This is a genomic window from Micromonospora sp. CNZ322, from assembly GCF_007827755.1.
This window is the reverse complement of the sequence record NZ_VITD01000003.1, coordinates 213,420-240,293: the sequence shown is the minus strand read 5'-3', so window position 1 is coordinate 240,293 and position 26,874 is coordinate 213,420. Positions and strand designations below refer to the sequence as shown.

The 26,874-nt window shown below is 72.0% G+C and carries 27 protein-coding genes, 2 tRNA genes and 2 pseudogenes; 13 read left to right on the top strand and 18 right to left on the bottom strand.

Annotated elements, in window-relative coordinates; all coding sequences use genetic code 11:
• Window positions 1-14: 14 nt before the first annotated feature.
• Window positions 15-734, top strand: a pseudogene (locus FB453_RS09740) (TetR/AcrR family transcriptional regulator).
• Here FB453_RS09740 and FB453_RS09735 read toward each other — a convergent pair.
• Window positions 635-1,144, bottom strand: a complete 510-nt coding sequence (locus FB453_RS09735) for a GNAT family N-acetyltransferase (RefSeq protein WP_145789278.1) — start codon at window positions 1,142-1,144, stop codon at window positions 635-637. The pseudogene FB453_RS09740 and the gene FB453_RS09735 overlap by 100 nt on opposite strands.
• The gene (locus tag FB453_RS09730) at window positions 1,141-1,362 is read right to left on the bottom strand and encodes a biotin/lipoyl-binding carrier protein (RefSeq protein ID WP_181518367.1); all 222 of its coding nucleotides are present in this window, start codon (window positions 1,360-1,362) and stop codon (window positions 1,141-1,143) included. Before FB453_RS09730 ends, FB453_RS09735 begins: the two co-directional genes overlap by 4 nt.
• A gap of 80 nt (window positions 1,363-1,442) precedes the next feature.
• Here FB453_RS09730 and FB453_RS34820 point away from each other — a divergent pair, with 80 nt between their 5' ends.
• Window positions 1,443-1,658 (top strand): 50S ribosomal protein bL37, encoded by a 216-nt coding sequence (locus tag FB453_RS34820; protein WP_444948798.1) that lies wholly within the window; start codon window positions 1,443-1,445, stop codon window positions 1,656-1,658.
• On the opposite strand, the gene FB453_RS34125 is transcribed toward FB453_RS34820, so the two are convergent.
• From FB453_RS34125 to FB453_RS09700, 6 genes are all read right to left on the bottom strand, one after another.
• Window positions 1,568-1,816 carry a hypothetical protein gene (locus tag FB453_RS34125; protein WP_186718177.1) on the bottom strand — a complete coding sequence of 83 codons (249 nt, stop codon included), beginning with the start codon at window positions 1,814-1,816 and terminating at the stop codon, window positions 1,568-1,570. The two genes, FB453_RS34820 and FB453_RS34125, sit on opposite strands and share 91 nt — an antisense overlap.
• Window positions 1,800-2,087, bottom strand: coding sequence for a mycothiol system anti-sigma-R factor (gene rsrA / locus FB453_RS09720; protein ID WP_030490399.1), 288 nt, complete (start codon window positions 2,085-2,087; stop codon window positions 1,800-1,802). Before rsrA ends, FB453_RS34125 begins: the two co-directional genes overlap by 17 nt.
• Before the next feature lies 1 nt (window position 2,088).
• On the bottom strand, window positions 2,089-2,913 hold the full coding sequence (locus FB453_RS09715) for a sigma-70 family RNA polymerase sigma factor (RefSeq protein ID WP_112583674.1): 825 nt from the start codon (window positions 2,911-2,913) through the stop codon (window positions 2,089-2,091).
• 235 nt (window positions 2,914-3,148) lie between these two features.
• The gene (locus FB453_RS09710) at window positions 3,149-3,766 is read right to left on the bottom strand and encodes an alpha/beta hydrolase family protein (protein ID WP_112583675.1); all 618 of its coding nucleotides are present in this window, start codon (window positions 3,764-3,766) and stop codon (window positions 3,149-3,151) included.
• A 51-nt stretch (window positions 3,767-3,817) separates the two neighbouring features.
• Window positions 3,818-4,210, bottom strand: coding sequence for a WhiB family transcriptional regulator (locus FB453_RS09705; RefSeq protein ID WP_091406097.1), 393 nt, complete (start codon window positions 4,208-4,210; stop codon window positions 3,818-3,820).
• A gap of 196 nt (window positions 4,211-4,406) precedes the next feature.
• Window positions 4,407-5,117 (bottom strand): SOS response-associated peptidase, encoded by a 711-nt coding sequence (locus FB453_RS09700; RefSeq protein WP_145789275.1) that lies wholly within the window; start codon window positions 5,115-5,117, stop codon window positions 4,407-4,409.
• Between the two features lie 103 nt (window positions 5,118-5,220).
• On the opposite strand from FB453_RS09700, the gene aroA reads away from it, so the two are divergent.
• The 4 genes and pseudogenes from aroA (at window position 5,221) to FB453_RS09680 (ending at window position 9,503) form a co-directional block, all read left to right on the top strand.
• Window positions 5,221-6,522: a 3-phosphoshikimate 1-carboxyvinyltransferase gene (gene aroA / locus FB453_RS09695; RefSeq protein ID WP_145789273.1), complete on the top strand. Its 1,302-nt coding sequence runs from the start codon at window positions 5,221-5,223 to the stop codon at window positions 6,520-6,522.
• 55 nt (window positions 6,523-6,577) lie between these two features.
• Entirely contained in the window at window positions 6,578-7,654 is a 1,077-nt protein-coding gene (gene rsgA / locus FB453_RS09690) for a ribosome small subunit-dependent GTPase A (protein WP_145789271.1), read from the top strand.
• 28 nt (window positions 7,655-7,682) lie between these two features.
• Entirely contained in the window at window positions 7,683-8,501 is an 819-nt protein-coding gene (gene hisN, locus FB453_RS09685) for a histidinol-phosphatase (RefSeq protein ID WP_145789268.1), read from the top strand.
• Window positions 8,502-8,560: 59 nt separating this feature from the next.
• Window positions 8,561-9,503 (top strand): annotated as a pseudogene (locus FB453_RS09680) (hypothetical protein).
• On the opposite strand, the gene FB453_RS09675 reads toward FB453_RS09680, so the two are convergent.
• A complete protein-coding gene (locus FB453_RS09675) occupies window positions 9,461-10,660 on the bottom strand; it encodes a glycosyltransferase (RefSeq protein WP_112583680.1) in 1,200 nt (399 codons plus the stop codon). The pseudogene FB453_RS09680 and the gene FB453_RS09675 sit on opposite strands and share 43 nt — an antisense overlap.
• Window positions 10,661-10,884: 224 nt before the next feature.
• Between FB453_RS09675 and FB453_RS09670 the strand changes: the two genes are divergently transcribed.
• The 3 genes from FB453_RS09670 (at window position 10,885) to FB453_RS09660 (ending at window position 13,335) form a co-directional block, all read left to right on the top strand.
• Window positions 10,885-11,883 carry an SDR family oxidoreductase gene (locus FB453_RS09670; RefSeq protein ID WP_112583791.1) on the top strand — a complete coding sequence of 333 codons (999 nt, stop codon included), beginning with the start codon at window positions 10,885-10,887 and terminating at the stop codon, window positions 11,881-11,883.
• Window positions 11,883-12,674, top strand: coding sequence for an ATP-binding protein (locus tag FB453_RS09665; protein ID WP_145789266.1), 792 nt, complete (start codon window positions 11,883-11,885; stop codon window positions 12,672-12,674). Before FB453_RS09670 ends, FB453_RS09665 begins: the two co-directional genes overlap by 1 nt.
• A gap of 88 nt (window positions 12,675-12,762) precedes the next feature.
• On the top strand, window positions 12,763-13,335 hold the full coding sequence (locus FB453_RS09660; RefSeq protein ID WP_112583682.1) for a DUF5709 domain-containing protein: 573 nt from the start codon (window positions 12,763-12,765) through the stop codon (window positions 13,333-13,335).
• Between the two features lie 7 nt (window positions 13,336-13,342).
• Here the strand turns inward: FB453_RS09660 and FB453_RS09655 are convergent, their stop codons facing one another.
• Both FB453_RS09655 and macS read right to left on the bottom strand, forming a co-directional pair.
• A complete protein-coding gene (locus FB453_RS09655) occupies window positions 13,343-13,996 on the bottom strand; it encodes a response regulator (protein ID WP_112583792.1) in 654 nt (217 codons plus the stop codon).
• A 14-nt stretch (window positions 13,997-14,010) separates the two neighbouring features.
• Window positions 14,011-15,141, bottom strand: coding sequence for a MacS family sensor histidine kinase (macS, locus tag FB453_RS09650; RefSeq protein WP_145789263.1), 1,131 nt, complete (start codon window positions 15,139-15,141; stop codon window positions 14,011-14,013).
• Window positions 15,142-15,260: 119 nt separating this feature from the next.
• On the opposite strand from macS, the gene FB453_RS09645 reads away from it, so the two are divergent.
• On the top strand, window positions 15,261-15,716 hold the full coding sequence (locus FB453_RS09645; protein ID WP_145789261.1) for an ATP-binding protein: 456 nt from the start codon (window positions 15,261-15,263) through the stop codon (window positions 15,714-15,716).
• 117 nt (window positions 15,717-15,833) lie between these two features.
• Here the strand turns inward: FB453_RS09645 and FB453_RS09640 are convergent, their stop codons facing one another.
• A complete protein-coding gene (locus tag FB453_RS09640) occupies window positions 15,834-16,772 on the bottom strand; it encodes a ribose-phosphate diphosphokinase (protein ID WP_091406120.1) in 939 nt (312 codons plus the stop codon).
• Between the two features lie 101 nt (window positions 16,773-16,873).
• On the opposite strand from FB453_RS09640, the gene glpK reads away from it, so the two are divergent.
• Entirely contained in the window at window positions 16,874-18,358 is a 1,485-nt protein-coding gene (gene glpK, locus FB453_RS09635; RefSeq protein WP_145789258.1) for a glycerol kinase GlpK, read from the top strand.
• Window positions 18,359-18,373: 15 nt separating this feature from the next.
• On the opposite strand, the gene FB453_RS09630 is transcribed toward glpK, so the two are convergent.
• Window positions 18,374-19,207, bottom strand: coding sequence for a phosphoribosylaminoimidazolesuccinocarboxamide synthase (locus tag FB453_RS09630; protein WP_145789254.1), 834 nt, complete (start codon window positions 19,205-19,207; stop codon window positions 18,374-18,376).
• A gap of 138 nt (window positions 19,208-19,345) precedes the next feature.
• Here FB453_RS09630 and FB453_RS09625 point away from each other — a divergent pair, with 138 nt between their 5' ends.
• Complete coding sequence (locus FB453_RS09625; protein ID WP_145789252.1) at window positions 19,346-20,665, top strand: extracellular solute-binding protein; 1,320 nt, start codon at window positions 19,346-19,348, stop codon at window positions 20,663-20,665.
• Window positions 20,666-20,722: 57 nt separating this feature from the next.
• Here FB453_RS09625 and FB453_RS09620 read toward each other — a convergent pair whose 3' ends face one another.
• Window positions 20,723-20,971: a hypothetical protein gene (locus tag FB453_RS09620; protein ID WP_030336617.1), complete on the bottom strand. Its 249-nt coding sequence runs from the start codon at window positions 20,969-20,971 to the stop codon at window positions 20,723-20,725.
• 163 nt (window positions 20,972-21,134) lie between these two features.
• Between FB453_RS09620 and FB453_RS09615 the strand changes: the two genes are divergently transcribed.
• Complete coding sequence (locus FB453_RS09615) at window positions 21,135-24,908, top strand: S8 family serine peptidase (RefSeq protein ID WP_145789249.1); 3,774 nt, start codon at window positions 21,135-21,137, stop codon at window positions 24,906-24,908.
• 119 nt (window positions 24,909-25,027) lie between these two features.
• Here the strand turns inward: FB453_RS09615 and FB453_RS09610 are convergent.
• The 4 genes from FB453_RS09610 to FB453_RS09595 all read right to left on the bottom strand — a co-directional run bounded on the left by FB453_RS09610 (window position 25,028) and on the right by FB453_RS09595 (window position 26,838).
• Window positions 25,028-25,104 (bottom strand) — tRNA-Met (locus tag FB453_RS09610).
• A 135-nt stretch (window positions 25,105-25,239) separates the two neighbouring features.
• Window positions 25,240-25,313 (bottom strand) — tRNA-Met (locus FB453_RS09605).
• Window positions 25,314-25,400: 87 nt separating this feature from the next.
• Window positions 25,401-26,339: a hypothetical protein gene (locus tag FB453_RS09600; RefSeq protein WP_145789247.1), complete on the bottom strand. Its 939-nt coding sequence runs from the start codon at window positions 26,337-26,339 to the stop codon at window positions 25,401-25,403.
• Window positions 26,329-26,838 (bottom strand): SigE family RNA polymerase sigma factor, encoded by a 510-nt coding sequence (locus FB453_RS09595; RefSeq protein ID WP_145789245.1) that lies wholly within the window; start codon window positions 26,836-26,838, stop codon window positions 26,329-26,331. The genes FB453_RS09600 and FB453_RS09595 overlap by 11 nt, the downstream gene beginning before the upstream one ends.
• Between the last annotated feature and the right edge of the window lie 36 nt (window positions 26,839-26,874).

Genomic DNA, 26,874 nt, shown 5'->3' with positions numbered 1-26,874 from the left:
TTTGGAGGGCGTGCGTGAGCGAGAGCACAGGCGGCGGAACGCGGGAACGGATCAAGGCCGTCGCGCTCGAACTCTTCACCGAGCAGGGGTACGAGAAGACCTCGCTCCGGGAAATCGCCGAGCGCCTCAACGTCACCAAGGCCGCGCTCTACTACCACTTCAAGAGCAAGGACGACATCGTCGCCAGCTTCGTCGAGGACCGGCTGGAGGGGATGGACGCACTGATCGCCTGGGCCGCCACCCAGCCCGCCACCCTGGCCACCCGGCGCGAGCTGATCTCCCGGTACGCCGACACGATGTTCGACGGCACCCAGCCGTCGGTGATGCGCTTCTTCGAGCAGAACCAGACCGCGCTCAAGAGCCTCTCCGCCGGCAAGAAGATGCGCGGTCGGATGTTGGAGCTGGCCGACGCGCTCTGCCGGGGCGATGAATCCCCCGCCGCCCAACTACGCGCCGCGCTGTCAATCTTCGCGGTGCACACCAGCTGGTTCGCAGTCCGCGCGCCGCACATCAGCGACGACGAACGCCGCAAGCTCGCCCTGGAGGTGGCCGACGAACTGCTGGCCGCCATCGGCACGCAGCCCAACGCCTGACCGGGCGTGACCGTGCCGGCCCGGGCTCGTCGGTCGCCGGCTCAGCCGCGCGTCAGCTCCAGCCGAAGGCCGAGCAGGTCCACACCCGGCAGCGGCGACCAGTCCTTCTCCGGCGAACGGACGAAACCGCGCCGCGAGTAGAGCCGGTGCGCCGGATCAGCCATCCCGGCCCGTACGCAGATCACCACCGCCGTGCAACCCAACCCGGTCGCCCGGTCGACACACGCCTCGACCAGCGAGGCACCCACACCCCGCCCCTGAGCGCCCGGGTCGACCGCGAGCATCCGGAACTCCGCCTCGCCCGGCCCGGCCAGCTCGGCGAACGGGGTGCCCGGCAGCACGAACGTGACCGAGCCGAGCACCGCCCCGGTCACCTCGTCGACCGCGAGCAGCACCTCGCCACTGGCGGCTCGGGTCGGCACGTCGGCCAGCACCTCGCCGTACCCGTGTTCGCCCTTGAGCTGGCCGTCCGCCTCGTACGCGGCCACGGTCAGCCGGGCCACCGCCGGGAAGTCGGCCGACTCGGCCGGACGGACCCGCAACCCGGTCAAGCGATCACGGCGATCAGGTCACCGTCCTGCACGACGTCGCCCTCGTTGACGACGAGCTGCTGGAGCACACCATCGGACTCGGCGACGACCGGGATCTCCATCTTCATCGACTCGAGGATCACCAGGGTGTCGCCCTCGGTCACCGTGTCACCCGCCGTGGCGACGACCTTCCAGACGTTGGCCACCATCTCGGCGCGGATCTCCTCGGCCATGTCCAGGCCCTCCCTCTTCGCGACGTGCCTGCCGATGTATCCAATCATGCGGCGACCGGTGGTGGGCGCGCAGCGGCACAGCCGGGATGGCAGGCCCGCCCTGGGGAAGGCGGCGGGTGTCGACAGCACTACCATCAGCGGGTCGGACCCGACGCCGGACCGCCGGTGGCCGCATCCGCGCCGAGGTCGTGCGCAGGACGGATCCGACCCATCACGAGGAGGTCAGCATGGCGAAGAAGTCCCGGAAGAAGAAGGCTCGTAAGAAGAACGCCGCGAACCACGGCAAGCGTCCCAACTCCTGAACGGGTCGACGGGCCGGTTGCCCGTCGCCGCTCAGCTCGACCCGGCCGAAGGGCCGGGCACACCGGTGGCCCGGGTCGACATCGACCCGGGCCACCGGTGTTGCCAGCTCGTGCCGACGCTCGGTCGGCCAGCTCAGACGATCAGTCGGCCAGCTCACGGGAGTCGCTGGTCTCGAAAACCACCAGCTCGGTGAGCTTGACCCGCAGCCGCTCGCGCAGCTGATCCGGCGCGGTCTCGTTGCCACAGCAACGCGCCACCAACGCCCGCACCTCCTGCTCCAGCCCGTACTCGCGCAGGCAGGGCCCGCACTCGTCCAGGTGGTGCCGGATCAGCGAGCGGCGCTCGTCGGCGCACTCCAGATCCAGGTAGAGATACACCTCCGCGAGCACTTCGCGGCAGTCCGTCTCGTGCGGCTCCCCACAGCTCACGTCACACCTCCCGGCCGGCAGCGGCGGTCGAGCCCTTCGCCGAGCGGGCTGCACTGAAGCCCCGCTCCCCCGCGTAACGCTCGAGCAGCTTGCGCAGATTACGACGGCCCCGGTGCAGACGCGACATCACGGTGCCGATCGGCGTGCCCATGATGTCCGCGACCTCCTTGTAGGAGAAGCCCTCGACATCGGTGAGGTAGACGGCCAGGCGGAACTCCTCCGGCAACTGCTGGAGGGCCTCCTTGACGTCACTGTCCGGCAGCCGGTCCAGTGCCTCCGTCTCGGCCGAGCGCAACCCGCTTGAGGTGTGCGACTCGGCCTCGGCGAGCTGCCAGTCGGTGATCTCCTCGGTGGGCGCCTGGATCGGCTGGCGCTGCCGCTTGCGGTAGGAGTTGATGTAGGTGTTGGTCAGGATCCGGTAGAGCCAGGCCTTGAGGTTCGTGCCCTGCTCAAACTGGTGGAAGGCCGCGTACGCCTTCAGGTACGTCTCCTGGACCAGGTCCTCGGCATCCGCCGGGTTGCGTGTCATTCGCAGCCCAGCAGCGTAGAGCTGATCGACGAATGGCATCGCGTCCCGCTCAAATCGGGCCCTGCGCTCGTCCGTCTTCTCGGTGGTCAACCGCACATCCCCTCGCGTCGGATGCTTTCCCGCCGAGGATACGCGCACGGACCTGCCCGCAGATTCACTTCCGGCCGGTGTGCCCGTGCTCACCGCACCCACCCCGCCCGGTCCCGCCGTCGCGGGCCACTCCGGGCCATCCAGCAGCCGCTTCAGCTGCCGGGCGTCCCGCTCGTCCCGTTCCAGGCTTCGTGTCTCGGTTGGCACCGGTCACCCCCTCACAGAAAAGTCGTCCGGGGGTAGTAACGCGAGATGACCACTGGGGCATTCCGTCCGGCCCCTCCCCGTTCCTGGTCCCGGCCCCGACGGCGGCCGGCGCTGGGACCAGGAAGGGCCTGGGAGGACTGGTGTCACCGGCTCTGCTCGGGCCGGCGGCACCATCGGATGCAACGACCCGTGCCCGCCCCGGAAACGGTCGCCCCGGCGAGCCGGGCGCGACGGGTCAGCTGGCCGCCCAGCCCTGGGCGGACAGCCAGTCGCGAACGGCGGCGGCGGTGCCGGCCGGATCCCGGCGCAGGTCGTGCGTCTCACCGGGACGGCTCACCACCTGCACGGCCGGTCCCGGCTCCGGCGTCCCGAACGGATCCCGGTCGCCGTTGACGACCAACGTCGGCAGGCCGGTGCCCAGTTCAGCGGCGCGCGATCGTTCCGGCCGGCCGGGCGGGTGCAGTGGAAAGGCCAACGCGACCACGCCCACCGCGCCCACCGCACGGGCCGTCCGACAGGCCACCCGTGCGCCGCTTGAACGCCCACCGACCACCACCGTCGGCACGTCGGCGTGCCGGTCACGCAGCTCGGCGAGCACCGCCGTCCAGGCCTCGTCGAGGTGACCTGCCGGTGCCGGCGCACGTCGACCGGCGACCCGGTAGGGCTGCGTCACCCGGACCACCGCCAGGCCGGCCGCCACCGACGCGTCCCGGACCGCGAGCAGGTCGGGCGCGTCGACGCTGCCGCCCGCGCCGTGCCCGAGGACGAGCAGGGCGGTGGCCGGGCGGACCGGCAGGTCGGTGTCGATCCGCGCCGGACCGCGCGGGGTGTCGATCTCGTTGCTGGCTGGCACCGGCCTATTCTGCGCCGCCGGACGGGCGTCGGGTGCGAACCGGGCCGCCGATCAGCTCAGCGGGACCAGGGCGAGCAGGCGATCGCGCACCGGCGGGCCGGCATCGTCGATGGCGTCCGGATCGGGTTCGACCTCGCCGCGCCAGGCGACCAGCATCGCCCGTCGTTCCCGCGGCGTGGTGCCGCCCCACACGCCGTGACAGTCACCGACGTCGAGGGCCCAGGCCAGGCAGGACCCCTGCACGTCACAACTGCGACACAGCGCGACGGCGGCGTCCGCCGGCTCGTTCGGTGCCGGAAAGAATGTCTCCGGATCGACGCTCTGGCAGGTTCCTCTGGTGCGCCAAGCGTCGTCCTGTCGCCGTTCCCGCACGGCCCGCAGCAGTCGCGGATCTCGCCGCGCCGCTGCCACCTCGTGCGGGCGCGGCATACGTGCCCGTGTCATCCACCCACCTCCCCCGTGGGACCGGCAAAAGCTGTGGACGTCGTCCGCCCCGTGCGGACCGACAGCCACTACCGGCGCTGTGTTCTATCGCACTTCACAACACCGGGACAAGGGTCTGCCGGGAACATGACTGAACAGCCAGGAGACGAATCGCGCGGAACCCTGGCAAATCGGCGGCCGACGATGCACGGCGGCGTCAGAACAGGGTCAGCTCCTGCGGTGACACCGTCGGCGCCACCGCCACCCGCGCAGTCAGCTGTGGCCCGTCGTTGCGAACGTCTCCCACCGCCGCACCCACCGGGCGGATCTCCAACCCCGCCAACTGCTCCGCCGACGCCGAGGTGAGCAGCCGCCCCGGCTCGTCGGTCGGCGCGAGCCACGACGACCACCGCTCAGGGGGCAGCAGCACCGGCATCCGGTCGTGCACCTCGGCCAGGTCGCCGAGCGCCGCGGTGGTCAGCACGCTGAAGGTGAGCCGGGTCTCGGCGTCGGACTCCCAGACCGACCAGATGCCGGCCAGCGCGAGCACCGAGCCGTCCCGGGGGGTCATGAAGTACGCCTGTCGCCCGCCGTCGGGCAACCGGACCCACTCGTACCAGCCGTCGGCCGGGACCAGGCAACGGCGACGGGAGAAGGAGCCGGCGTACGCCCGGCTGGTGGCCACCGTCTCCGCCCGCGCGTTGATCATCCGAGCGGCTCCCGAGGCGGACCGGGACCAGTGCGGCAGTAGACCCCAGCGGCCGACACAGAGGCTGCGGTGCCCCTCCGGGCTGACCCGGACCAGCGGCACCGGGTCGGTCGGCGCGACGTTGTGGTCCGCTCGGACCAGGCCGTCGGAGTCGTCGGACGACTCGAACAGCGCGCTCAGCTCGCCGGAGCTCCGGGTCGTCGCGTACCTGCCGCACATGGGGCACACGCTAACGCGTCGGAGGCCCCGTCGGCTGTCCCGCCAACCGGGAGTACGAACGCCGGGCGCCGCCGCCCGCCCGCCGACACGGCAGAATGTAACCGTGGGCAACCTGACCGCGACCCGGCCGCCGCAGCCGTGGACCGCACCGACCGCATCCGACCCGGTGGCGGCGACGCTGCGCCTGCCCGGTTCCAAATCGATGACCGCCCGGGCCCTGGTGCTCAGCGCGCTGGCCGCCGGCCCGTCGACGCTGGCCCGGCCACTGCGCGCCCGTGACACCGAGTTGATGGCCGCCGGCCTGCGGGCGATGGGTGCGCACGTCTCGATCAGCGACGACGAGCGCTGGCTGGTCCGACCGCACCCGCTGGCCGGCCCCGCCCACGTCGACGTCGGGCTGGCCGGCACCGTGATGCGGTTCGTGCCGCCGGTGGCGGGCCTGGCCGACGGGCAGGTCACCTTCGACGGTGACCCGTACGTGCGCACCCGGCCACTCGGCCCGCTGGTCGGCGCGCTGCGCTCGCTGGGCGTCCGGATCGACGTCACCGGCACCGGCAGCCTGCCGCTGACAGTGCTCGGCACCGGCCGGATCACCGGTGGCGAGGTCGTGATCGACGCGTCCGCCTCCAGCCAACTCGTCTCCGGGTTGTTGCTGGCCGCCCCGCGCTTCGACCGGGGCGTCGTGGTCCGCCACGTCGGCCCGCCGGTGCCCTCCGCGCCGCACCTTCGGATGACGGTGCAGATGCTGCGGGCCGCCGGCGCGGCTGTCGACGACAGCACCCCCGACGTCTGGGCCATCGAGCCCGGCCCGCTCACCGGGCGCGGCTGGGACATCGAGCCGGACCTCTCCGGTGCCGTGCCGTTCTTCGCCGCCGCCCTGGTCACCGGCGGCGAGGTCACCTTGCAGGGTTGGCCGCACAGCAGCGCGCAGCCGGTCGAGAAACTCCGCTCGCTGCTGCAGCGGATGGGCGGTGAGGTCACCCTCTCCACCAACGGTCTGACCGTCCGTGGCAGCGGCGTGGTGCACGGTCTGACCGCCGACCTGTCCGACGTCGGCGAGCTGACCCTCGTGCTGACCGCGCTGGCCATGCTGGCCGACTCGCCGTCGGTGTTCACCGGCGTCGGGCACATCCGTGGGCACGAAACCGACCGGCTCGCCGCGCTCGCGCGTGAGTTCGGCGGGCTCGGCGCGGACATCACCGAAACACCGGACGGGTTGGAGATCCGGCCCCGACCGCTGCGCGGCGGGGTCTTCCGCACCTACCACGACCACCGGATGGCGCACGCCGCCGCGGTGGCCGGGCTGGCCGTTCCGGGCGTCGAGGTGGACGACGTGGGGTGTACCTCCAAGACCATGCCCGAGTTCCCGGCACTATGGTCAGCGATGGTGACCGGCAAGAGCTGACGCGAGAAGAGGACAGGTCCTGGCGACCAAACGGCGGGAGTACGACGAGGACGACGTGCGGGTCCGACCCGGAAAGTCGTCGCGCCCGCGTACGCGCACCCGCCCGCAGCACGCCGACGCGGTCGACGGGTTCGTCATCGCCGTCGACCGGGGGCGCTACACCTGCGTGCTCTCCGGGGCCGAACGCGGCGTGGTCGGCGCCGAGCTGCCCACTGTGACCGCCATGCGGGCCCGCGAGTTGGGCCGCAAGTCTGTGGTGGTCGGTGACCGGGTCAGCCTGGTCGGTGACACGTCCGGCGCGGAGGGCGCTCTCGCCCGCATCGTCCGGATCGCCGAACGCCGCTCGGTGCTGCGCCGCACCGCAGACGACGACGAGACCACCGCCGAGGGCCGGCTGGAACGGGTCGTGGTGGCCAACGCGGACCAGTTGGTGATCGTCAGCGCGTTGGCCGACCCACCGCCGCGCACCGGGTTCATCGACCGCTGCCTGGTGGCCGCGTACGACGCGGACGTCGAGCCGCTGCTCTGCCTCACGAAGGCCGACCTGGCCGGGCCGGAGGAGGTGCTCGGCTACTACACCGAGCTGGAGCTGCCCTACGTGCTCAACCGCCCCGACTCCGACCTCGACGCGCTCCGTGCGCTGCTGAGCGGCAAGGTGTCGGTGCTCGTCGGGCACTCCGGGGTGGGCAAGTCGACGCTGGTCAACCGCCTCGTTCCGGACGCGCTGCGCGCGGTCGGCGTGGTCAGCGCGATCGGCCGGGGCCGGCACACCTCGACCAGCGCGGTGGCGCTGCGGCTGCCACCGGTGCACGGGATCGACACCGACTCGGGCTGGATCATCGACACCCCCGGGATCCGCAGCTTCGGGTTGGCGCACGTCTCGGCCGACAGCCTGCTGCACGGCTTTCCGGACCTGGTCGAGGGCACCGTCGACTGCCCACCGAACTGCCCCCACACCGCCGACGAGGCCGAGTGTGGGTTGGACGCCTGGGTGGCCGCCGGTAAGGCCGACCCGCGCCGGCTGGCCTCGTACCGTCGGTTGCTCGCCTCCCGTGCCGGCGAGGGTGACTCGCGCGGCGACAGCGACCAGCGCGGCCCCGGCGAGGGTGACCGGCGCGGCCCCGACGAGTGACCCGACGGGTGTGGGCTAGGTTGCCGGCATGACCGGGTACGCCGACGACCTCGCCCTCGCCCATCTGCTCGCCGACCGGGCCGACGCCATCGCCACAGCCCGGTTCCGGGCGCTCGACCTGCGCGTCGAGGCGAAGCCCGACCTGACCCCGGTCTCCGACGCGGACACCGCCGTGGAGCGGGAGATCCGTGTCCTGCTGGCCGAGCACCGACCGGCCGACGGGCTGCTCGGTGAGGAGTACGGCGCTCAGTCGTCCGCCAACCCGAACGGCCGCCGATGGATCATCGATCCGATCGACGGCACCAAGAACTTCGTCCGTGGCGTGCCGATCTGGGCCACCTTGATCGCGCTCTACGACGGCGACAGGCCGGCGGTCGGCGTGGTGTCCGCACCGGCGCTCGGACGACGCTGGTGGGCCAGCGCGGGTGCGGGCGCGTACGCCGGGCCGGGCCCCGCGGCCGGCGAGCGGATCGGTGTGTCCGCGGTGCGTGGGGTCGCGGATGCCAGCTTCTGCTACTCGTCGCTGAACGGGTGGGAGGAGGCCGGGCGGCTCGACGCCGTGCTCGACCTGATGCGGGACAGCTGGCGCAGCCGGGCGTACGGGGACTTCTACGGCTACATGCTGTTGGCCGAGGGGGCACTGGACGTGATGGCCGAGCCGGAGTTGTCACTGTGGGACGTGGCGGCGCTGGTGCCGATCGTCACTGAGGCGGGTGGCACGGTCACGGATCTGGCCGGACAGCCGGCCCCCGCCGGGGTTCCGGGCACCGACAGCAGCGTGGTGGCCACCAACGGTGTGCTGCACGCCGACATCCTCGCCCGCCTCAATCGACCAGCCGAGCGCTGACCCCCGGCAACCTCTATCCTCGCCAGGTGGTCTCCTCCGGTTGGTGCTTTCTCGCGGCGATGATCGTCGCGTACGGCTTCGCCAACCTGCTCCAGTCGGTGGCGGCGGCGCGCACCACGGTCCACCACACCTTCGATCCGGGCCTGCTGCTGCGCCTCGCCGGGCACCGGACGTACCTGATCGGCCTCGGATGTCAGATCGGCGGTTTCGTGCTCGCCTTCCTGGCCCGGCGGGACCTGCCGCTGTTCCTCGTGCAGGCCAGCGTGGCCGCCGGGCTCGGGGTGACCGCCATCCTCGGGGTGCTGGTGCTGAAGTGGCGGCTGCCAGCGGCGGAGGTGGTGCTGTTGGCGCTGCTCTTCGCGGGGATCACCGCGCTGGTGCTGTCCGCCCGGCCGGCACCGTCGAAGCAGCTCGGCACCGCCGGCTCGATCGCCCTGCTGGTGGCGCTGGGCGTGATCGCGGTGCTCGGTTTCTTCGCCGTCCGGCTGCACGGGGCACCGGGTTCGGTGGCCCTCGGCTCACTGGCCGGGCTGGCGTTCAGCTCGGCCGCGGTTGCCGCCCGGCCACTGGCATCCGCGCCGTCCGCCGAGGCGTTCCTCGCCGACCCGCTGTTCTACCTGCTGATCGCCCACTCGATAGTGGGTCAGCTGCTGCTCGGTCTGGCCATGCAGCGCGGCTCGACGACCGCCGCGGTCGCCGCGATGGACGCCGCCGGCGCGGTGCCGGCCGCGATCGTCGGCCTGCTGCTGCTCAACGACAAGATCTGGCCGGGGCGGGAGTGGCTGGCCGCGGTCGGCTTCCTGGTGACCCTGGCCGCGGTGATCGGCCTGACCCGGTACGCCGAACCGCAGCAGCACCGCTCGGTGGCACGCCGTCGGGACCCCGCCATGGTCGGTGCCGGCCGGCCGGGCTGACCGTCCGGCACCGCATCACGGCAGAGGTGTCGCAGCACCGCCGACTCAGGCCTCGACCGGCTTGCGGCGACTGACCACCCGTTCGTAGAGGCGCTCCAACGCACCGGCGGTCCGCTCCCAGGTGTAACTGCTGCGCACCCGGTCCACCGCGGCGTGCCCGTACGCGAACCGACCGGCGTTGTCGGCGAGCAGACGGCGCAGCGACACCCCGAGTGCCCGTACGTCACCGGGGGGCACCAGGCGACCGGTGACCTCGTCGACGACGGCGTCCGCCAGGCCGCCCATCGCGTAGCCGATCACCGGCACCCCGCAGGCCATCGCCTCCAGCGAGACCCGCCCCGCCGAGGAGTAGTGCGGCGTGCAGGCGACCACGTCCGCCGACCGGTACCAGGTGGCCATCTGGTCGTGCGGCACCGCCCCGACGAGCCGTACCTGGTCGACGACGCCGAGCTGTTCGGCCAGCTCGCGCAGGCGTCGTGCCTCAGCATGGTTGGCCAACTGGTCGACCGGCGGCCCACCGGCGATCACCAGCTCGGCGTCACCGACCAGCCGCATCGCCCGGATCAGGTCCTCCTGGCCGTGCCCGGCGGCCAGCGAGCCCACCGAGAGGATGCGGGGCCGCTGTTCGCGCGGTGCTGCCTCGCCGTCGGGATGGAACAGGTCGATGTCGACGCCGGCCGGCACCAACGCGACCGAGCTGCGTTGCAGACCCATCCGGGTCAGCTCGTCGACCTCGTCGTTGGACTGGGCCACGGCGATGTCGACCGCCCTGGTCAATGCGCGCTCCAGCGTGATCCGCTGGCCCGGCCCGTCGTAGTGGCCGCCCAGGTGACGCAGCTGCTCGATGCCGAGCGAATGGAACGTCTGCACCACCGGAATGTCGGTCTCCCGGACGGCGTGCGCGGCGGCCAGGCCACCGACCCAGTAGTGCCCGTGCACCACCTCTGGCCGCCAGGAACCCGACCACTCGTCGGCCAGCCAACGGCCGACCTCCGTCACGTACGGGATCAGCTCGACGGTGGGTAGCGGGGTGGGCGGGCCGGCGGGCACCTGGTGCACCTGGTAGCCGTCGACGTTCATCGTCGCCGGCAGCGTCGGGTCGTCCCGGCGTACGTAGAGCCGGACGTCATGGCCTCGCTCGGCCAGCTCGGCGGCGACCCTCGCGGTGTGCTGTCGGGTGCCGACCGGCGGGCCGTCGGCGTGGCGGTAGGAACTGGCGTGCGCGCAGACGAGGCCGACGCGCATGGGTCACCTCCCTGCGATCTTTCCTCGGCGGTGGTCCTCCCGGTCAGAGCGTCCCATTAACCCCGCGACGCGGAGCCGAAACCTGGCAGATCAGGAACAGTCAGCGCGAGTGCCACCGACACTTGCGCCACGGCAAGCACAGGCGGCACACGACAGCGGGGTTCGACGATGATCCACAAGCCGTGGCCGGTGTGACCAGGGCCGGCCGGGGGTACCGCTCAGGAATGCCGCTGACCCGCAGTCTCGACGATTCGACCGTGGTGATCACCGGCGCGTCCAGCGGGATCGGCACGGCGACCGCGTACGCATTGGCCCGCCGGGGTGCCGCCGTTGTGCTGGCCGCCCGCAGCGAGCCCGCCCTGCAACAGGTCGCGCAGCGCTGCCGGGAGTTGGGCGGCCGGGCGCTGGTCGTACCGACCGACGTCACCGACCTGGAGTCGGTGCGGCGGCTGGCCGAGCAGGCTGCGGCCGAGTTCGGCCGGATCGACGCCTGGGTGAACAACGCCGCGGTGAGCGCCGTGGGGCTGTTCGACGAGATCCCGGTCGCCGAGTTCCGCCGGGTGCTGGAGGTCAACCTGCTCGGGGCGGTGCACGGCATCAAGGCGGCACTGCCCTACCTGGGCGCCGCCGGTGGTGGTGTGCTGGTCAACAACGCCTCGGTGCTGGCCGAGGTGGCCATGCCGTACCAGTCGGCGTACAACGCCTCCAAGCACGGCATCCGCGGGCTGGCCGACACCGTCCGACAGGAGCTGCGGGTCACCGGTCGCGGTCACATCTCCGTCTGCACAGTGCTGCCGGCCACGATCGACACCCCGTTCTTCCGGCACACCGGCAACCACAGCGGCCGGGAACTGGTGGCGCCTCCGCCGATCTACCCGCCGGAGATGGTCGCCGAGACCATCGTCCGGTTGCTGCGCCGGCCCCGCCGCGAGGCGTACGCCGGCGGCGCGGCCCGGCTGATCGGCCTGCAGTGGCGGCTGGCGCCCGCGCTGGTGGAGCGCACCCTCGGCTGGTACGCCCACCGCACCCAGTTCGGCCCGGGCGCCCGGGTGGACAGCAGCGGCAACGTGTTCGACGCCGATGCTCTGGCGCGCCAGGACGGTGGCTGGCACGGTCGGCGGCGGCAGTTGGTGCGGATGACCGCCGCGTTCGGTCTGGCTGCCGCCGGCACCGCTGTCGGCACCCTGGCGGCCATCAACCGCCGCTCCCGGTCGGACCGCTGATGGCCGATGTCGAGCGCCCGAATGCGCTCACCGTCACCGGCGCGCACAATGGGGCGATCATGTCGAGCTGTCTCGTGGAAATCGACGAGTCGTCAGCGGTGGTCCGGCTGACCGGTGTGCTCGATGCCGCTGGTGCCGAGGCGGTACGCGGCGCGCTGCTCGCCCGTCTGCTGGCCCGGCCCGGCCCGGTGGTGGCCGACGTGACCGGCCTGCGGGTCGTCGACCCGGCCGGGCGCGGCGTCTTCGCCGACGTACGCCGGGAGGTCGCCGACTGGCCCGCCGCGGACCTGCTGCTGTGTGACCCGGCGGTCGACGGGCCCGCCCATCCGGACGCCGCGCTCGCCGGGGTGCCGGCCTGGCCGACGCTCGACGGGGCGCTGGCCGCTGTGGCGGCGACACCACTGGCGGCGGTGCTCACCGCCGACCTGGCTCCGGCGGTGGGGGCCGCCCGGCAGGCGCGCGAGCTGGTCACCACAGGTTGCGAGCGCTGGGGCATGCCGACGCTCACCGACCCGGCGTGCATCGCGGTCACCGAAATGGTCAACAACGTGGTGGCGCACGCCCGGACCCCGATGACGGTTCGGCTGGCACCCCAGGACAGCACCCTGCACCTGGCGGTTCGGGACCACTCCCCGCGTCGGCCGACGTTCGCCGGGATATCCCCACCGAACCGGGTGGGCGGCCGGGGCCTGCTGCTGATCGACACGGTGACCCGCCGCTGGGGCAGCAGCGCCGTACCGGACGGCAAGGTCGTCTGGTGCGTGCTGCACCCGGACGACGAGGCCGCCTGACGGCGCTTTCGCCGTCGCCGCCCGGTTCGGCGGCGTACCGCCGAAGGTCGTCCGGTTATGGCGGCAGGGCAGCGGGTAGTGATCAGACATGCGCGACAACGAGTACCCGACCCCCGTGTCCGACACCGAGGCGCAAGGGCTGCCCGACACCGCCGATGACGACTCGACCGCCAACGACGACGTCCTCACCGGGCGCGAGGCGGACGGCCCGGACCCGGCCCAACTGCCCGGCGATCGGACGCCGGTGGCGGTGGACCGGTTCGGCACGACCGCCGAGGAGCAGCTCGACGGTGAGTCGTTGGACTACAAGCTCGACCGCGAGGTCTACGAGCGCCCGGCGGACGACCCGCTGGCCGGCACCATCGACCCGAAGATCGCCTTCGAGGCGGACAACCTGGAAGCCGCGGCGGAGGCTCAGCTGGACGCCGACGTGATGGATCCCGGGCCGACCTCGGACCCGAACTCACCGGTCTCCCTCTACGACCACGGTCAGCTCGGCACTGTGGCCGACGCCACGGTGGGCCGGCTGGTGGAACCGGACGAGGGGTCGCACACCGACCAGGAGACCGATTCGGTGGCGTACGACGCCGGATCGGCCGGGGGCGGAGCGACCGCCGAGGAGCTGGCCATCCACGAGACGGAGCCGCCGCGCTCGGTCTGACGTCCGCTCAGTCGTCCAGACCGCGTTCGATGGCGTACCGGGTCAGCTCGACCCGGTTGTGCAGTTGCAGCTTGCCCAGGGTGTTCTGCACGTGGTTCTGCACCGTGCGGTGCGACAGGCCGAGCCGCTGGGCGATCTGCTTGTACGACATCCCCTTCGCCACGAGCCGCAGCACCTCCGTCTCCCGTTCGGTGAGCTGGGGCGTAACGGGTTCGGCAGCGCCGGCCGGGCCGGTCCCCCGCCCCGGTCCGGCGGCCAGCCGGCGGTACTCGCCGAGCACCAGCCCGGCCAGGCCGGGGGTGAAGACCGCGTCGCCGGCCGCGGTGCGGTGCACCGCCTCCAGGAACTCGGCGGGCGCTGTCGACTTCACCAGGTAACCGGTGGCCCCGGCCTTGACCGCATCCAGCACGCTCTGCTGTTCGCCGCTGGCGCTGAGCATCAGCACGCGTACGGCGGGCAGTGCCGCGCGCAACCCCAGGATCACCTCGACGCCGGAGATGTCGGGTAGTTGCAGGTCGAGAACGACGACGTCGGGCCGGGCGGCGGCGGCCACCCGGATGGCCTGTCGTCCCTCGCCACTGGTCGCCACCACCAGGAAACCGGCCTCGGTCAGGTCCCGGGCGACGCCCTCCCGCCACATCGGATGGTCGTCCACCACCATCACCCGGATCGGGTTCACCGCGTTGACCTCGGCACGCTCAGCTCGATCTCGGTGCCCGCCTCGGGGGCGGACACGATCCGAACCGTGCCGCCCACGTCGGCCACCCGGCCCCGGATCGACTGGGTCACGCCGAGCCGACCCTGGGCGGCCGCCTCGTCCAGCCGACCGTCCGGGATGCCCGGCCCCTCGTCACGGATCGACACGGTCACCGTCGCCCCCTCGTCCTCGATCAGCACCCAGGCCCGCCCACCGGCGTGCCGCCCCACGTTGTCCAGTGCCGCGCCGGTCGCGGCCGCCAACTCTCCGGCCACCCGTCGGGGCAGCGGCACCGGGGTGGCCGGGGCGGAGAGCGCCACAGCCGCGGAGGCGTACCGGCCGAGCAGGGTCCGCAGGTCCACCGCCTCGCCGCCGTCCGGGAGGCTCGCGGCCGGGCCGGCGCCGGCGATCAGCGCCCGCAGGGCAACCTCCTGCTCGCCGGCCAGCCGGGCCAGCTCGCCGGCCTCCCCGGGCAGGTCCGCGCCGCGCCGCTGCACCAGCGCCAGCACCTGGAGCACCGAGTCGTGGATGTCCCGGGCCAGCCGCTCCCGCTCCCGGGTGGCGGCCTCCAGCTCCACCGCGCGCTGCAACCGCTCCTCGGCGCTCACCGCGAGCCGGGCCACGTGCCCGACCACCACTCCGGCGAGCAGCATCAGGATCACCCCGGTGAACGAGGACTGGCCGATCCGGTCCCGGGTGGCCAGGTCCGCGCCGGCGACCAGCAGCGCGGCGACAGTGCCCCGTCGCCGGCCACCTGAGACGGCCCAGGCCAGCACCGGGCCGGCCATCCAGGCCACCCCCAGGGTGGGTACGCCGTGGGTGAGCGCCGTCCGGCCGACCACCCACGGGGTGGCCAGCACGATGGCCATGACCACCCCGAGGTCGGCCAGCAGCAGCGGCCAGCGCCGCCAGGCCGGTCGGGCGTACCCGATCGCGGTCGCGCCGGTCCAGGCGATCATCAGCAGGATCAGGGCGCCGACGGCGTACGGGTGGGCGTACCGGTCGGCGTCGCGCACCGCGAGCGCGCAGACGTACGCCAGGGAGGCCAGCCTGAACACGGTGAGCGCACGCCACAGCGGCACCTCGAACCCACCCGGCGGCGACGGCATGGCGGTCAGGATGCCACAACCTGGCTGGCGCACGGCGAGCAGCGAGTGCGGTTCGGGAAACCCTGACGTACGGTGGAAAAGCCGCGAAATACTCCGAGATGCGCCGCCGGGACGGGCCCATGACGAACGCAGACCCGCACGCACGGCGTACGGTTGTGCCCATCGAACCTGCCCTCCTGATCGCCGAAGCCTTTGACCAGGCCCAGGTGACCGAGATTCGACACTCGGTCACCTCCTGCGCGCATGCCTCGGGTCTGAGCGGCCAACGGCTGGACGACTTCGTGCTCGCGATCAACGAATTGATCACCAACGCGGTGCGACACGGTGGCGGGCGCGGCTGGCTGCGGCTCTGGCACGAGTCGGGTGTGCTGGTCTGCGAGGTCGCCGACCACGGGCACGGGATCAGCCCGCAACGGCTGGGCGACCGCAGTCGGCCCGCCCCGGACACCGCCGGCGGCTGGGGCCTCTGGCTGGCCCGCGAGCTGACCGACGCGATGGAGGTCGTCACCGGCACCGCCGGCACCACCGTGCGCATCACCACGGGCCTCACCAACCACAGTCACACCCCGCGCTGACCCCCCCACGCGCCCCCTCTTCGCGCGATCTTGCACTTATTGTCCCGACGAATCGTCTAAAACCGCTCATTCTGACACAGAAGCTGCAAGATCGCGGGGGCAAGGAGCGGGGGCGGTTCAGGCGAAGAGGGCGGAGACGGACTCTCCGTTGTGGATCCGGCGCGTCGCCTCGGCAAGGGCGGGGGCCACCGACAGGACCTGCAACTTGGGGACCCGCTTGGCGGCCGGGATGGGCACCGTGTTGGTGCAGACGATCTCCAGGACGCCGTCCTGGTCGCTGAGCCGCTGCAACGCGTCTCCCGAGAAGAGGCCGTGCGTGCAGGCGAGCCGGATCGACCGGACCTTCAGGCCGCGCAGATGCTCCATCAGCTCGACCACCGTGCTGCCCTTGGCGATCTCGTCGTCCAGCACGATGACATCCCGGTCGGTCACGTCGCCGATCACCGCGCTGATCTTGACCAGGTCGTCGCTGAACCGCTGCTTCGCCCCGGCCGCGACCGGCGTGCCGAGCAGCCGGGCGAACGCCGCTGCCTCCTTGGCGTTGCCCAGGTCGGGCGAGACCACAACGGTGTTGCTGAGGTCGTAGCGCCGGAAGTGGGTGGCCAGCTCCCGCAGCGCGTGCAGGTGATCCACCGGGACGCTGAAGAAGCCGTGCACCTGCGGCGAGTGCAGGGTCATCGCGAGCACCCGGTCCGCCCCGGCCGAGGTGAGCAGGTCAGCGACGAGCCGCGCGCCGATCGAGATCCGTGGCGCATCCTTCTTGTCCGACCGGGCGTACGCGTAGTGCGGCAGCACCACGGTGATCCGACCGGCGGAGGCGCCCCGGGCGGCGTCGATCATCAGCAGCAGCTCGACCAGGTGCTCCTGCACCGGCGGCACCAACGGCTGGATCAGGAAGACGTCCCGCTCCCGGCAGTTGGCCTGCAACTGGACTTCCAGACAGTCGTTCGCGAACCGGGAGACCCGCACCGGGTGCAGCGGCACCCCCAGGTGGGCGCAGATCTCGGCAGCCAGGTCGGGATGGGCGGTTCCACTGAAAACTGCGATGTCGCGCACGTTCGCACATCGTAGGGGAAGCGGACGGCCGCCGACGGCGGCGGGCCGGAACCCGCCGTGACGCCTGTCGCGCCGCGCCGCCGTCCGGGTACGGTGCTGCGGTGACCCCCCAGTACGTCGCCGCCATCGACCAGGGCACCACCTCTTCGCGGTGCATCGTCTTCGACCGGGCCGGGGACATCGTCGCCGTGGCCCAGCGCGAGCACCGGCAGATCTTCCCTCGACCGGGGTGGGTGGAGCACGACGCCGAGGAGATCTGGGACAACGTCGAGCAGGTGGTCGCCGAGGCGCTGCGGGCCGCCGGCACCGACGCGTCCGGGCTGGCCGCCGTCGGCATCACCAACCAGCGGGAGACCACAGTCGTCTGGGACCGGGCCACCGGCCGCCCGGTGGCCAACGCCATCGTCTGGCAGGACACCCGGACCGGGCCGCTGCTGCGCGAGCTCGCCTCGGCGTACGGCGAGGAGCGGTTCCGGGCCCGCACGGGCCTGCCGCTGGCCACCTATTTCGCCGGGCCGAAGCTGCGCTGGCTGCTCGACGAGGTCGACGGCCTGCGCGAGCGCGCCGAGCGCGGCGAGGTGCTCTTCGGCACCATGGACAGCTGGCTGATCTGGAAGCTGACCGGCGAGCACGTCACCGACGTGACAAACGCCAGCCGGACCATGCTGATGGACCTCACGACTTTGGACTGGGCCCCGGAGCTGCTGGACGCGATGGGTGTTCCGGCGGCGATGCTGCCGGAGATCCGCTGCTCCGCCGAGGTGTACGGCACGGCTGGCGGGGTGCTCGCCGGGGTGCCGGTGGCGAGTGCGCTCGGCGACCAGCAGGCCGCCCTGTTCGGGCAGACCTGCTTCCAGCCGGGTGAGGCGAAATGCACCTACGGCACCGGCAGCTTTTTGCTGCTCAACACCGGCGCCAGCCCGGTCCCGTCGACGCACGGCCTGCTCACCACTGTCGCCTACCGGATCAAGGACCAACCACCGGCGTACGCCCTCGAAGGCGCCATCGCGGTCACCGGCTCGCTGGTGCAGTGGCTGCGGGACAACCTCGGGCTGATCTCCACGGCCGCCGAGGTGGAGGAGTTGGCCCGCACCGTGGACGACAACGGCGGCTGCTACGTGGTGCCGGCGTTCTCGGGACTGTTCGCCCCGCACTGGCGCAGCGACGCCCGCGGGGTGATCGCCGGCCTGACCGGTTACATCACCAAGGGGCACCTGGCGCGTGCGGTGCTGGAGGCGTCGGCGTGGCAGACCCGCGAGGTGGTCGACGCGATGAACGCCGACTCGGATGTGGCACTGCGCCGTCTCCGGGTGGATGGCGGGATGACCGCGAACGGCCTGCTCATGCAGTTCCTCGCCGATGTGCTCGACGTGCCGGTGGTCCGTTCCCGGATCACCGAGACCACCTGCCTGGGCGCCGCGTACGCGGCCGGTCTGGCGGTCGGCTTCTGGCCGGACCTGGCCACCCTGCGGGCGCAGTGGCGCTCCGACGCGCAGTGGGAGCCGGCCATGGCCCCGCAGCTGCGCGAGAAGGAGCTGCGCCAGTGGCGCAAGGCCGTGCAGCGCACCCTCGACTGGGTGGAGTGACCGCCGCTGCGGCGGTCACTCCCAGCGGTTGCCGGTGAGCTTCTCGTAGACGTCGATGTAGCGAGCCCGGGTCGCCTCGACCACCTCGGCCGGCATGTCCGGGGCGGGGGCCTGCTTGTTCCAGCCGCTGCCGGTGGCCCAGTCCCGCACGTACTGCTTGTCGTAGGAGAACTGCACCCGGCCCGGCTGGTACGACTCGGCGGGCCAGAACCGCGACGAGTCGGAGGTGAGCAGTTCGTCGGCGAGGACCAGGGTGCCGTCCGGTGCCCAACCCAGCTCGAGCTTGGTGTCGGCGATCAGGATGCCCCGGTCGGCGGCCAGCTCGGCGCCGCGCCGGTAGATGTCGAGGGTGATCTGCCGCAGCCGCTCGGCGGTGGCCTGACCCACCTTGTCCACCACGTCGTCGTACGTGATCGGTTCGTCGTGCTGTCCCATCGGCGCCTTGCTCGACGGTGTGAAGATCGGCTCGGGCAGGATCGACGCCTCGCCCAGCCCTCGCGGCAGTGGTACGCCGGAGACCGCGCCGGTCTGCTCGTACTCCCGCAGGCCGCCGCCGGTCAGGTAACCGCGAGCGACGCACTCGACCGGAACCATGTCCAGCCGCTGGCAGCGGATGGCCCGCCCGGCGAACTCGGCGGGCACGTCGGTGGCCGAGATGACGTGGTTCGGCACGAGGTCGGCGAGCTGCTCGAACCACCAGAGCGAGAGCGCGGTGAGCAGGCGACCCTTGTCCGGGATCGGCGTCGGCAGCGCCACGTCGTAGATCGAGATGCGATCCGAGGCCACCAGGATCAGGTCGTCGCCGTCGGCGTAGACGTCCCGGACCTTGCCCGAGTGCAGAAGTTCCACGCGCCCTAGTACACCACGCGACAGTGGAACGGCCTGATTCGACCACCCAGCCGAGGGTGACCGGACGGACGTTGACACCTTCGTGCGCTGCCTGCGTGAATGGTCCGACCGCCACCCCCGTAGGTCCAGGAGAGCCCCGTGCCCGTTGTTCGACCCCCGCTCGACCGCCTCGGTGCCGACCCGGGCCGGCGCCGACTGCTCGGCGCGCTGCTCGGCGCACCTCTGCTCGCGTCCGGCGGGCTGGCGGGGTGCACCGACGGCGCCGCCACCTCGACCCAGGACGGGCCCGTCGAGCTGTCGGTCTTCTGGTGGGGTGGCACCAAGCGGGCCGAGCTCACCGAGAAGGCGCTGCGGCTCTACTCGGATCGCAACCCCCGGGTCACCTTCCGGGTCACCTGGCAGGGTGCCGACGGCTACTACGACCGACTGGCCACCCAGGCGGGCGGCGGCAACGTACCGGATCTGATCCAGATCGACGACGCCATGTTGACCGAGTACACCCAACGTCAGGTCATCCTCGACCTCACCGACCACCACCTGGATCTTCGGGGCCTGCCGGAGGGTCTGATCCGCTACGGCACGGTGGAGGGGCGGACGATGGCGGTGGCCGCCGGGCAGACCCACGCCGTGGTGGTGTTCAACCGGGACCTGCTGCGGGAGCTGGAGATGCCGGAGCCCCGCGCAGGGATGACCTGGGCCGACTACATCTCCTGGGCCACGCAGGTCACCGAGGCCAGCGACCGCCGGGTGGCCGGCACCATGGACGGGTCGGGCGACTACCGGGCGCTCTGGCTCTGGCTGCGGTCGCAGGGCGGCGAGTTCTACCGGGGCAACCAGCTCGGCTTCGGCGCGGACGAGCTGATCGCGTGGTTCGAGTTGTGGCAGCGGGCCCGCCGGGGCCGAGCCACGCCGAGCGCGGCCCTGGTCGAGCAGGCCGACAGCGGCGAGCCGGCCCGGCAACTCGTGGTGAACGGGGTGACGGCGGCGTCCTTCGCCTGGTCGCACCAGCTACCGGAGCTGCAACGACTCACCGAGTCCGAGTTGGGCATCGTCGGCATTCCCGGCCCGCCGGGGGCCCAGTGGGCGCGAGCGTCGATGTACTGGGCGGCGTTTCGGGGCACCCGCCACCCGGACGCGGTCGCCGACGTGATCAACTTTCTGACCACCAATGGTGAGGTTGGCGCCGTTCTCGGCCACGAGCGGGGGCTGAACGCCAGTGCCCAGGTCCGCCGCTACGTTGAGGGCAGCATCACCGACCCGGCGCAGCGACGTGCCGCCGAGTTCGGCGCCAGCATCGCCGACCTGCTCGGGCCTGCACCGGCGCCGCCGCCCAAGGGGCACGCCAAGGTGCGCACCCTGCTGGTCACCGCCGCGGAGCGCATCCGCGTCAAGCGCGACGGCACCCGCGAGGCCACCGCGCGCTTCCTGTCCCAGGCCATCGCGGCCCTGGCGGTGTGAGCACCGGCGGCCGGCACGGAGCCGGCCGCTGGTGACCCGTCGACGCCTCGGGCCCGGTCAGCGCGGCGGGCCACCCCGGCGGTTGCGCATCAGACGCAACACCAGGAACACGACGATCGCGACCACCACCAGGCAGCAGAGCAGCGGGAGCACCCCGAAGCCACTGCGGCCTCGCCGCCGGGCGGCCTCGACCACGAGTTCGCCGGTGCCCGTGGACGCCCAGGCCGCGACGGGCACGAACACCGCCAGTACGACCGCACCGAAGACCGCGCTCAGGCGGCCCCACCACTTACCGAATGAAGACATGTGCCCATCCTCGCCGAAGGGCGCAACCTCGGCACGTCGGTCCACGCCGAATCACGGGACCGGATCGTCCGGAAGCTCTCCGGCCGGGGCGCAACGCGCTCGCAACGTCCCGGCAAAGATGATGATCTTTACATGAATCTCTCGAGGTGATCGGATTCGCCTCATGCTCAACTCTGTAGACAGTGCGCGGATCTCTCGCACCCGAAGATCTGCGGCGGCAGCGGTCGGCGTCACCCTCGTCGCCGCTCTCCTCACCCCCACGGCGGCGCACGGCGCCCCACCGCCCCCACCGCCGCCGACGAGACCCGCTCCGAGCGGCGACGCGGACCGCACACCCGTCACGGTCACGCTGATCACCGGCGACCGGGTGACGGTGACCCCGGGCGTCCACGGCGCAACCGGATCGGTGGATGTCAAGCGCGCCCCGGGCGCCACCGGCTCCGTACGCGTCTCCACTGAGGGCCGGGACACCTACGTGTACCCGGACGAGGCGTTGCCGTACCTCGCCACCGGTCGACTCGACAAGCAGCTGTTCGACGTCACCCAGCTCATCGCCCAGGGCTACGACGACGCTCGGACCGCTGAACTCCCCCTGATCGTCACCCGCACGACGGGTGCGGCGAAGCTCAGGGCCGGCACCACGCTGCCGGGCGCGCGGACCACGCTGGAGCTTCCCTCCGTCCGTGGTGAGGCGATCCGCACCCGCCGATCGCAGGCAGCGGACTTCTGGTCGGCCCTCACCGATGGACAGTCGCCGACCGGCCGCAGCGCCGCCACCCCGGCACCCTCCTTCGCGGCCGGCGTCGACAGGGTGTGGCTCGACGGCAAGGCGAAGGCCACCCTGGCCGACACCACCGCCCAGATCGGCGCGCCCGCGGCGTGGGCCGCGGGTGGCACCGGCAGCGGTGTCCGGGTCGCCGTCCTGGACAGCGGGGTGGACACCACCCACCCGGATCTCGCCGACCAGGTGGTGGCCTCCCGGAGCTTCATCCCCGGCCAGGACGTGATCGACCGGAACGGGCACGGCACCCACACCGCCTCCACCGTCGCCGGGACGGGCGCCGCCTCCGGCGGCAGGGAACGGGGCGTGGCCCCCGACGCCGACCTGGTGATCGGCAAGGTCCTCGACGAGTACGGCAGCGGGTCCATCTCGGGGATCATCGCGGGCATGGAGTGGGCGGCGCGGGCCGAGCACGCCAGAGTGATCAACATGAGCCTCGGCGTGAGCGCCTGGCACACCCAGGACGACCCGTTGAGCCAGGCCGTCAACCAGCTGACCGCCGAGACGGGCGCGCTCTTCGTCGTGGCCGCCGGCAACAGCGGACCAGACCCGTACACCCTCGGTGCGCCGGGCACCGCGGACGCCGCGCTGACCATCGGCGCGGTGGACACCTCCGACCACCTGGCGGGTTTCTCCAGCGTCGGACCCCGAATGAACGACGAGGCCCTCAAGCCGGACATGACCGCTCCCGGGGTGGATGTGCTGGCGGCACGCTCGCAGCACATCTCCTGGGGTGAGGGCTACTACTACACCGACAGTGGCACCTCGATGGCAGCGCCGCACGTCGCCGGGGCGGCCGCCCTGCTGGTGCAGAAGCACCCGACGTGGAGCGCGCGGCAGATCAAGGACGCCCTGATGAGCACCAGCGTCCGCACGCCCGACTACGACGCCTACCAGGGCGGCAGCGGTCGGTTGAACGTCGCCGCCGCCTACCACCAGGACCAGGTCGTCGCGTCCGGGTCGGTGGACGCCGGACTCGTCGGCTGGGGCAGCACACCACAGCCGATCAAGCGGACGATCACCTACACCAACACCACTGACAGCCCGATCGCGTTGGAGCTCTCCGTCGACCACGGCACCTCCCCCGCGCAGACGTTCACGGCAACCGCCGACCGCGTCACGGTGCCCGCCCGGGCCAGCGCGACTGTCGACGTCGTGGTGGCCCCGGCCGGCCTTCCCACCGGCAGGTACTCCGCCCAGGTCACGGCCCGCTTCGCCGCCGGCGAGGTGCACACCGCCGTCGGGGTCGCCGTCGAGTCCAGGAAGTACGACCTCACCATCCACCTGAAGGACCGCGCCGGCCGGCCCATGAGCGGCGAGGTCGAGGTCGTCAACGCCGAGACCGGCTCCGCCTTCATGTGGGTGCCGGACGGAAAGCTCACCGCCCGCCTGGCGCCCGGCTCCTACACCGTCGTCACGGCGGCGGACGTGGAGGGTCTGCGCGGGCCCCGCTCCCTCGGGCTCGCGATGCTGACCGCTCCCGAGGTCGACCTGACCACCAACCGGGTCGTGGAACTCGACGCCGCGCGAGCCCGCCAGGTGAAGGTGGCGACACCCCAGCCGACCGCCGTCGTCAACAGCAGAATCGACGTCTACCGCTCCTTCACCTCGAGCGAACCGACACCCGCCGACTGGAGCGCCCTCCGCGAGACGTTCTGGCCGGGCGCCGCCTACGACAGCCTGTGGGCCCTGCCGACCAGGGACAAGGTGCGCAGGGGCAGCTTCGTCTTCACCACCCGGATCCGCGCCGAGCAGACGCCGCTGGCGATCAGCTATCACGGCCGGCACCTCAGCGACCCGCTCGCGCAGCCCGGTTCCCCGCCGCTGCCCGACGGCACCTCGCGTCTGGACGCCGTCTTCGCGGGCGTCGGCGGCGCCGCCGACTACGCCGGCGTCTCCGCCCGCGGCAGGGCCGTGGTCGTCCGCGCCAACGACTCGGTGACCCCCGCGGACCAGGCAGCGGCGGCGCACACCGCCGGTGCGGCGATGCTCGTCGTGGTCAACGACCGGGCGGGCCGCAGGAGCGACTGGTACGGCAACCCCGACGCCGTGACGACCGGACCGATCCCGGTTGCCTCGGTGACCATGGACGAGGGCGAGGCGTTGATCCAGAAGATCACCGCCGCGGGCCGCAACCCGGTACGACTGGTAGTGGTCGCCCACCCCAGGGCGAAGTACCTGTACGACCTGGTGGATTACCACAGTGGCGGGGTGCCGAAGGACCCGTCCGCCAAGACCGACCCGCGCAACCTCGCCCGGATCGATCTCACCTTCTCCCCGCCCCCGGGGAAGCAGTCCAGCGAGACCCGAATGGACTTCCCGCCGTACGAGTACGCGGCGGCGCGGCCGTTCCCGTTCGAGCCGGTCGAGCCGGGGCAGCGTACCGACTGGGTCTCCGCGGGTGGCGGCATCAAGTGGATGCAGTACGCCGACGTCGCCGACTGGGCGCGGTCCAACACGGAGGCCATCGCGTACCGGCCGGGCAGCGTGCAGAAGGACCGCTGGTTCGGGCCCATCACCCGGCCACGGCTGCTCAGCACCGAGATCCCGTTCCGTGGTGAGACCGCCATGAGCGCCTACATCCAGGGGTTCGGCGACGCGGGCGCCGCCCACAGCGGCGGGGCCAGCATGTCGCAGATCGCCACGTTCTATCAGGGCGACAAGCAGCTGACCCAGTTCGACGGCTGGCCGGAGGTCGGCGCGGGTGACCTGTCGCCGGAGAAGCTGCCGTACCGACTGGTCGTCGAGACCACTGGCAAGCCCGAGTTCAGCCCGTACTCGACCGCCACGCACACCGAGTGGAGCTTCGTCTCCGGCGGCAGCACCGAGGTGCAGGCCATCCCGCTGGTCCAACTGGACTACGGAACCGACGTGGACTTCGCGGGTCGGTCGAAGCGCCGAACCGACTTCTCGATCACGCCAGTGGTGGTGGGCAGCACCGCGGCTCGGGACGCCGTGTCGTCACTCCAGTTGGAGATCTCCTACGACGACGGGGTGAGCTGGCAGCGGCAGGACCTGCGGGAGAAGAAGGGCACCTGGCAGGCGTCGCTGAACGCGCCGCACCTTGCCGACTTCGTGTCGATCCGGGTCACCGCCAAGCAGCGCAACGGTGGCGGTGTCACCCAGACCATCACCCGGGCCTTCGGCCTGCGGTAGCCCCCCCCCCCGGGGCCGGTGCCGACGAGGTGCCGGCCCTCCGGGGCCCATCATTGCGACAGCGGCGCCAAACAAGTCCGGCCCCCACAGTTTGGGGGCCGGACTCATATCACTTTCAGTGGTAGCGGGGACAGGATTTGAACCTGCGACCTCTGGGTTATGAGCCCAGCGAGCTACCGAGCTGCTCCACCCCGCGTCGACTGGTTAAGACTAACTCACCCGTTCTGGACGATGATCAGTGGGGTCTCCATCCCCTGTGGCCGGCACCCCGGAATGCCGAAAGCCCGCCTCCGGCAAACCGGAGACGGGCTTTGAACTGGTGTTTCTCTCGTAGCGGGGACAGGATTTGAACCTGCGACCTCTGGGTTATGAGCCCAGCGAGCTACCGAGCTGCTCCACCCCGCGTCGGCTCGATAACCGTAGCGCACCGACCCGGGACACCGCAAAGCGACTGCGATACCGCCGACACGGACAGCTCTGACCTGGGCATTGTCAGTCGAGCCAGTTCTCGATCGCCGCGACCGCCCGTCGACTGTCAGCGTCGACCTGGGACCGAACGACCGCCGTGTGCTCCCAACCCTGCTCCCAGAGCACTGTCACCACGTCACCGACCCGGACCACCCGGACCAGCCGAATCTCCTCCGTACCCGGTTCGCCCATCCCGTCCGGCATCGGGGCTCGCATCTCGAACAGCACCGACTCGTCCCCGTACACCCCCGAGGCCAGCAGCCGCTGTCGCCACGTCCTGCTGTCGTCGGGCAGCTTCTGGTCGGGGCAGCCGCGCACGGCCTGCCGCAGATCCCGCAACGCGTCGTCGGCGCGGCCTGGCCGGTAGATGGTGATGGTGTGCCGGTAGCTGCCGTCCGGCACGTGCCCCGTCGGCGTTTCCGACAACTTGTAGGCCAGGTAGCGGCCACGGCGTTGGACCATGGCCGAGTCGCTGGACAGGCGCGTCCCGCACAGCGTCGGCAGTGCCGGACCGTCCCCCGAAGATTCCAGCCCGGTCCGGTTCTGGGCCGCCAGCACGAAGAAGGCACGGTCCGGGATCGATGTGGGCGGCCGAGGTGCCGCCGGTCCGGTGGCCGGCTGCGACGGCGTACCGCTCGTGGTGGTCCGCGACGGCGGCGGGGACGAGAGTGTCGACGCCGGGGTCGGCGTGGGTGACGGCCCGGACGTCGCGGTCGCCCCGGTCGGCACCGGGCCAGGGGTGTCGGCGGGCGGCGGCAGCGGCGCGGAGCCGTCCGCCGGGTACGCCAGTCGGCCACCGACGGCCACCCCGCCCACGAGCAGCGCCACCGCGAGCGTCGAGCCGGCTATCCGGGCTCGGGCCCGCCGGTCGGCGAGCCGCCGAAGCGACTCGGGATGGGTCAGCTCCTGCCCGTCCGCGACGGTGCTGAGCGACCGGTACAGGTCAGAGAGTTCAACTGACATCGTTCGCCTCCAACTCCACGGCGCAGAGGTCGGGCAGCAGCGCGGCCAGCCGGGACCGGCCTCGGGACAGCCAGGACTTCACTGTGCCGACCGGGACGTCGATCTCCCGGGCGATCTCCTCGACGGACATGTCGAAGAGGTAGTGCAGGGCCAGCGCCTGCCGGTGCGTGGCGGGCAGCTGCCGGAGCGCCCCGACCAGGAGCACCCCGTCCTCACTGGGTGGGGGTGCGACCGCTGGTGGTCCGGTACGGCTCAGCACCACCCGCCAACGGTGCAGACGCCGCCAGCGGTCCGTCGCCAGCCGGGCCACCACGAGCCGTAGCCACGCCTCCGGCGCCGGATGCGACGACAGTCGCCCCCACTGCCGCCAGGCCCGGGTGTACGCCTCCTGCACCAGGTCCTGCGCCTCGCTGTGGTCGCCGGCGACCGCATAGCCGTACCGCAGCGTCCGCCGGGCGGTGCTGCGGTAGAAGTCATCGAAGCTCTGCGCGTCCCGCACGGCCGACCCCCCTCGTTCCCACCCCGTCGCAAGGAG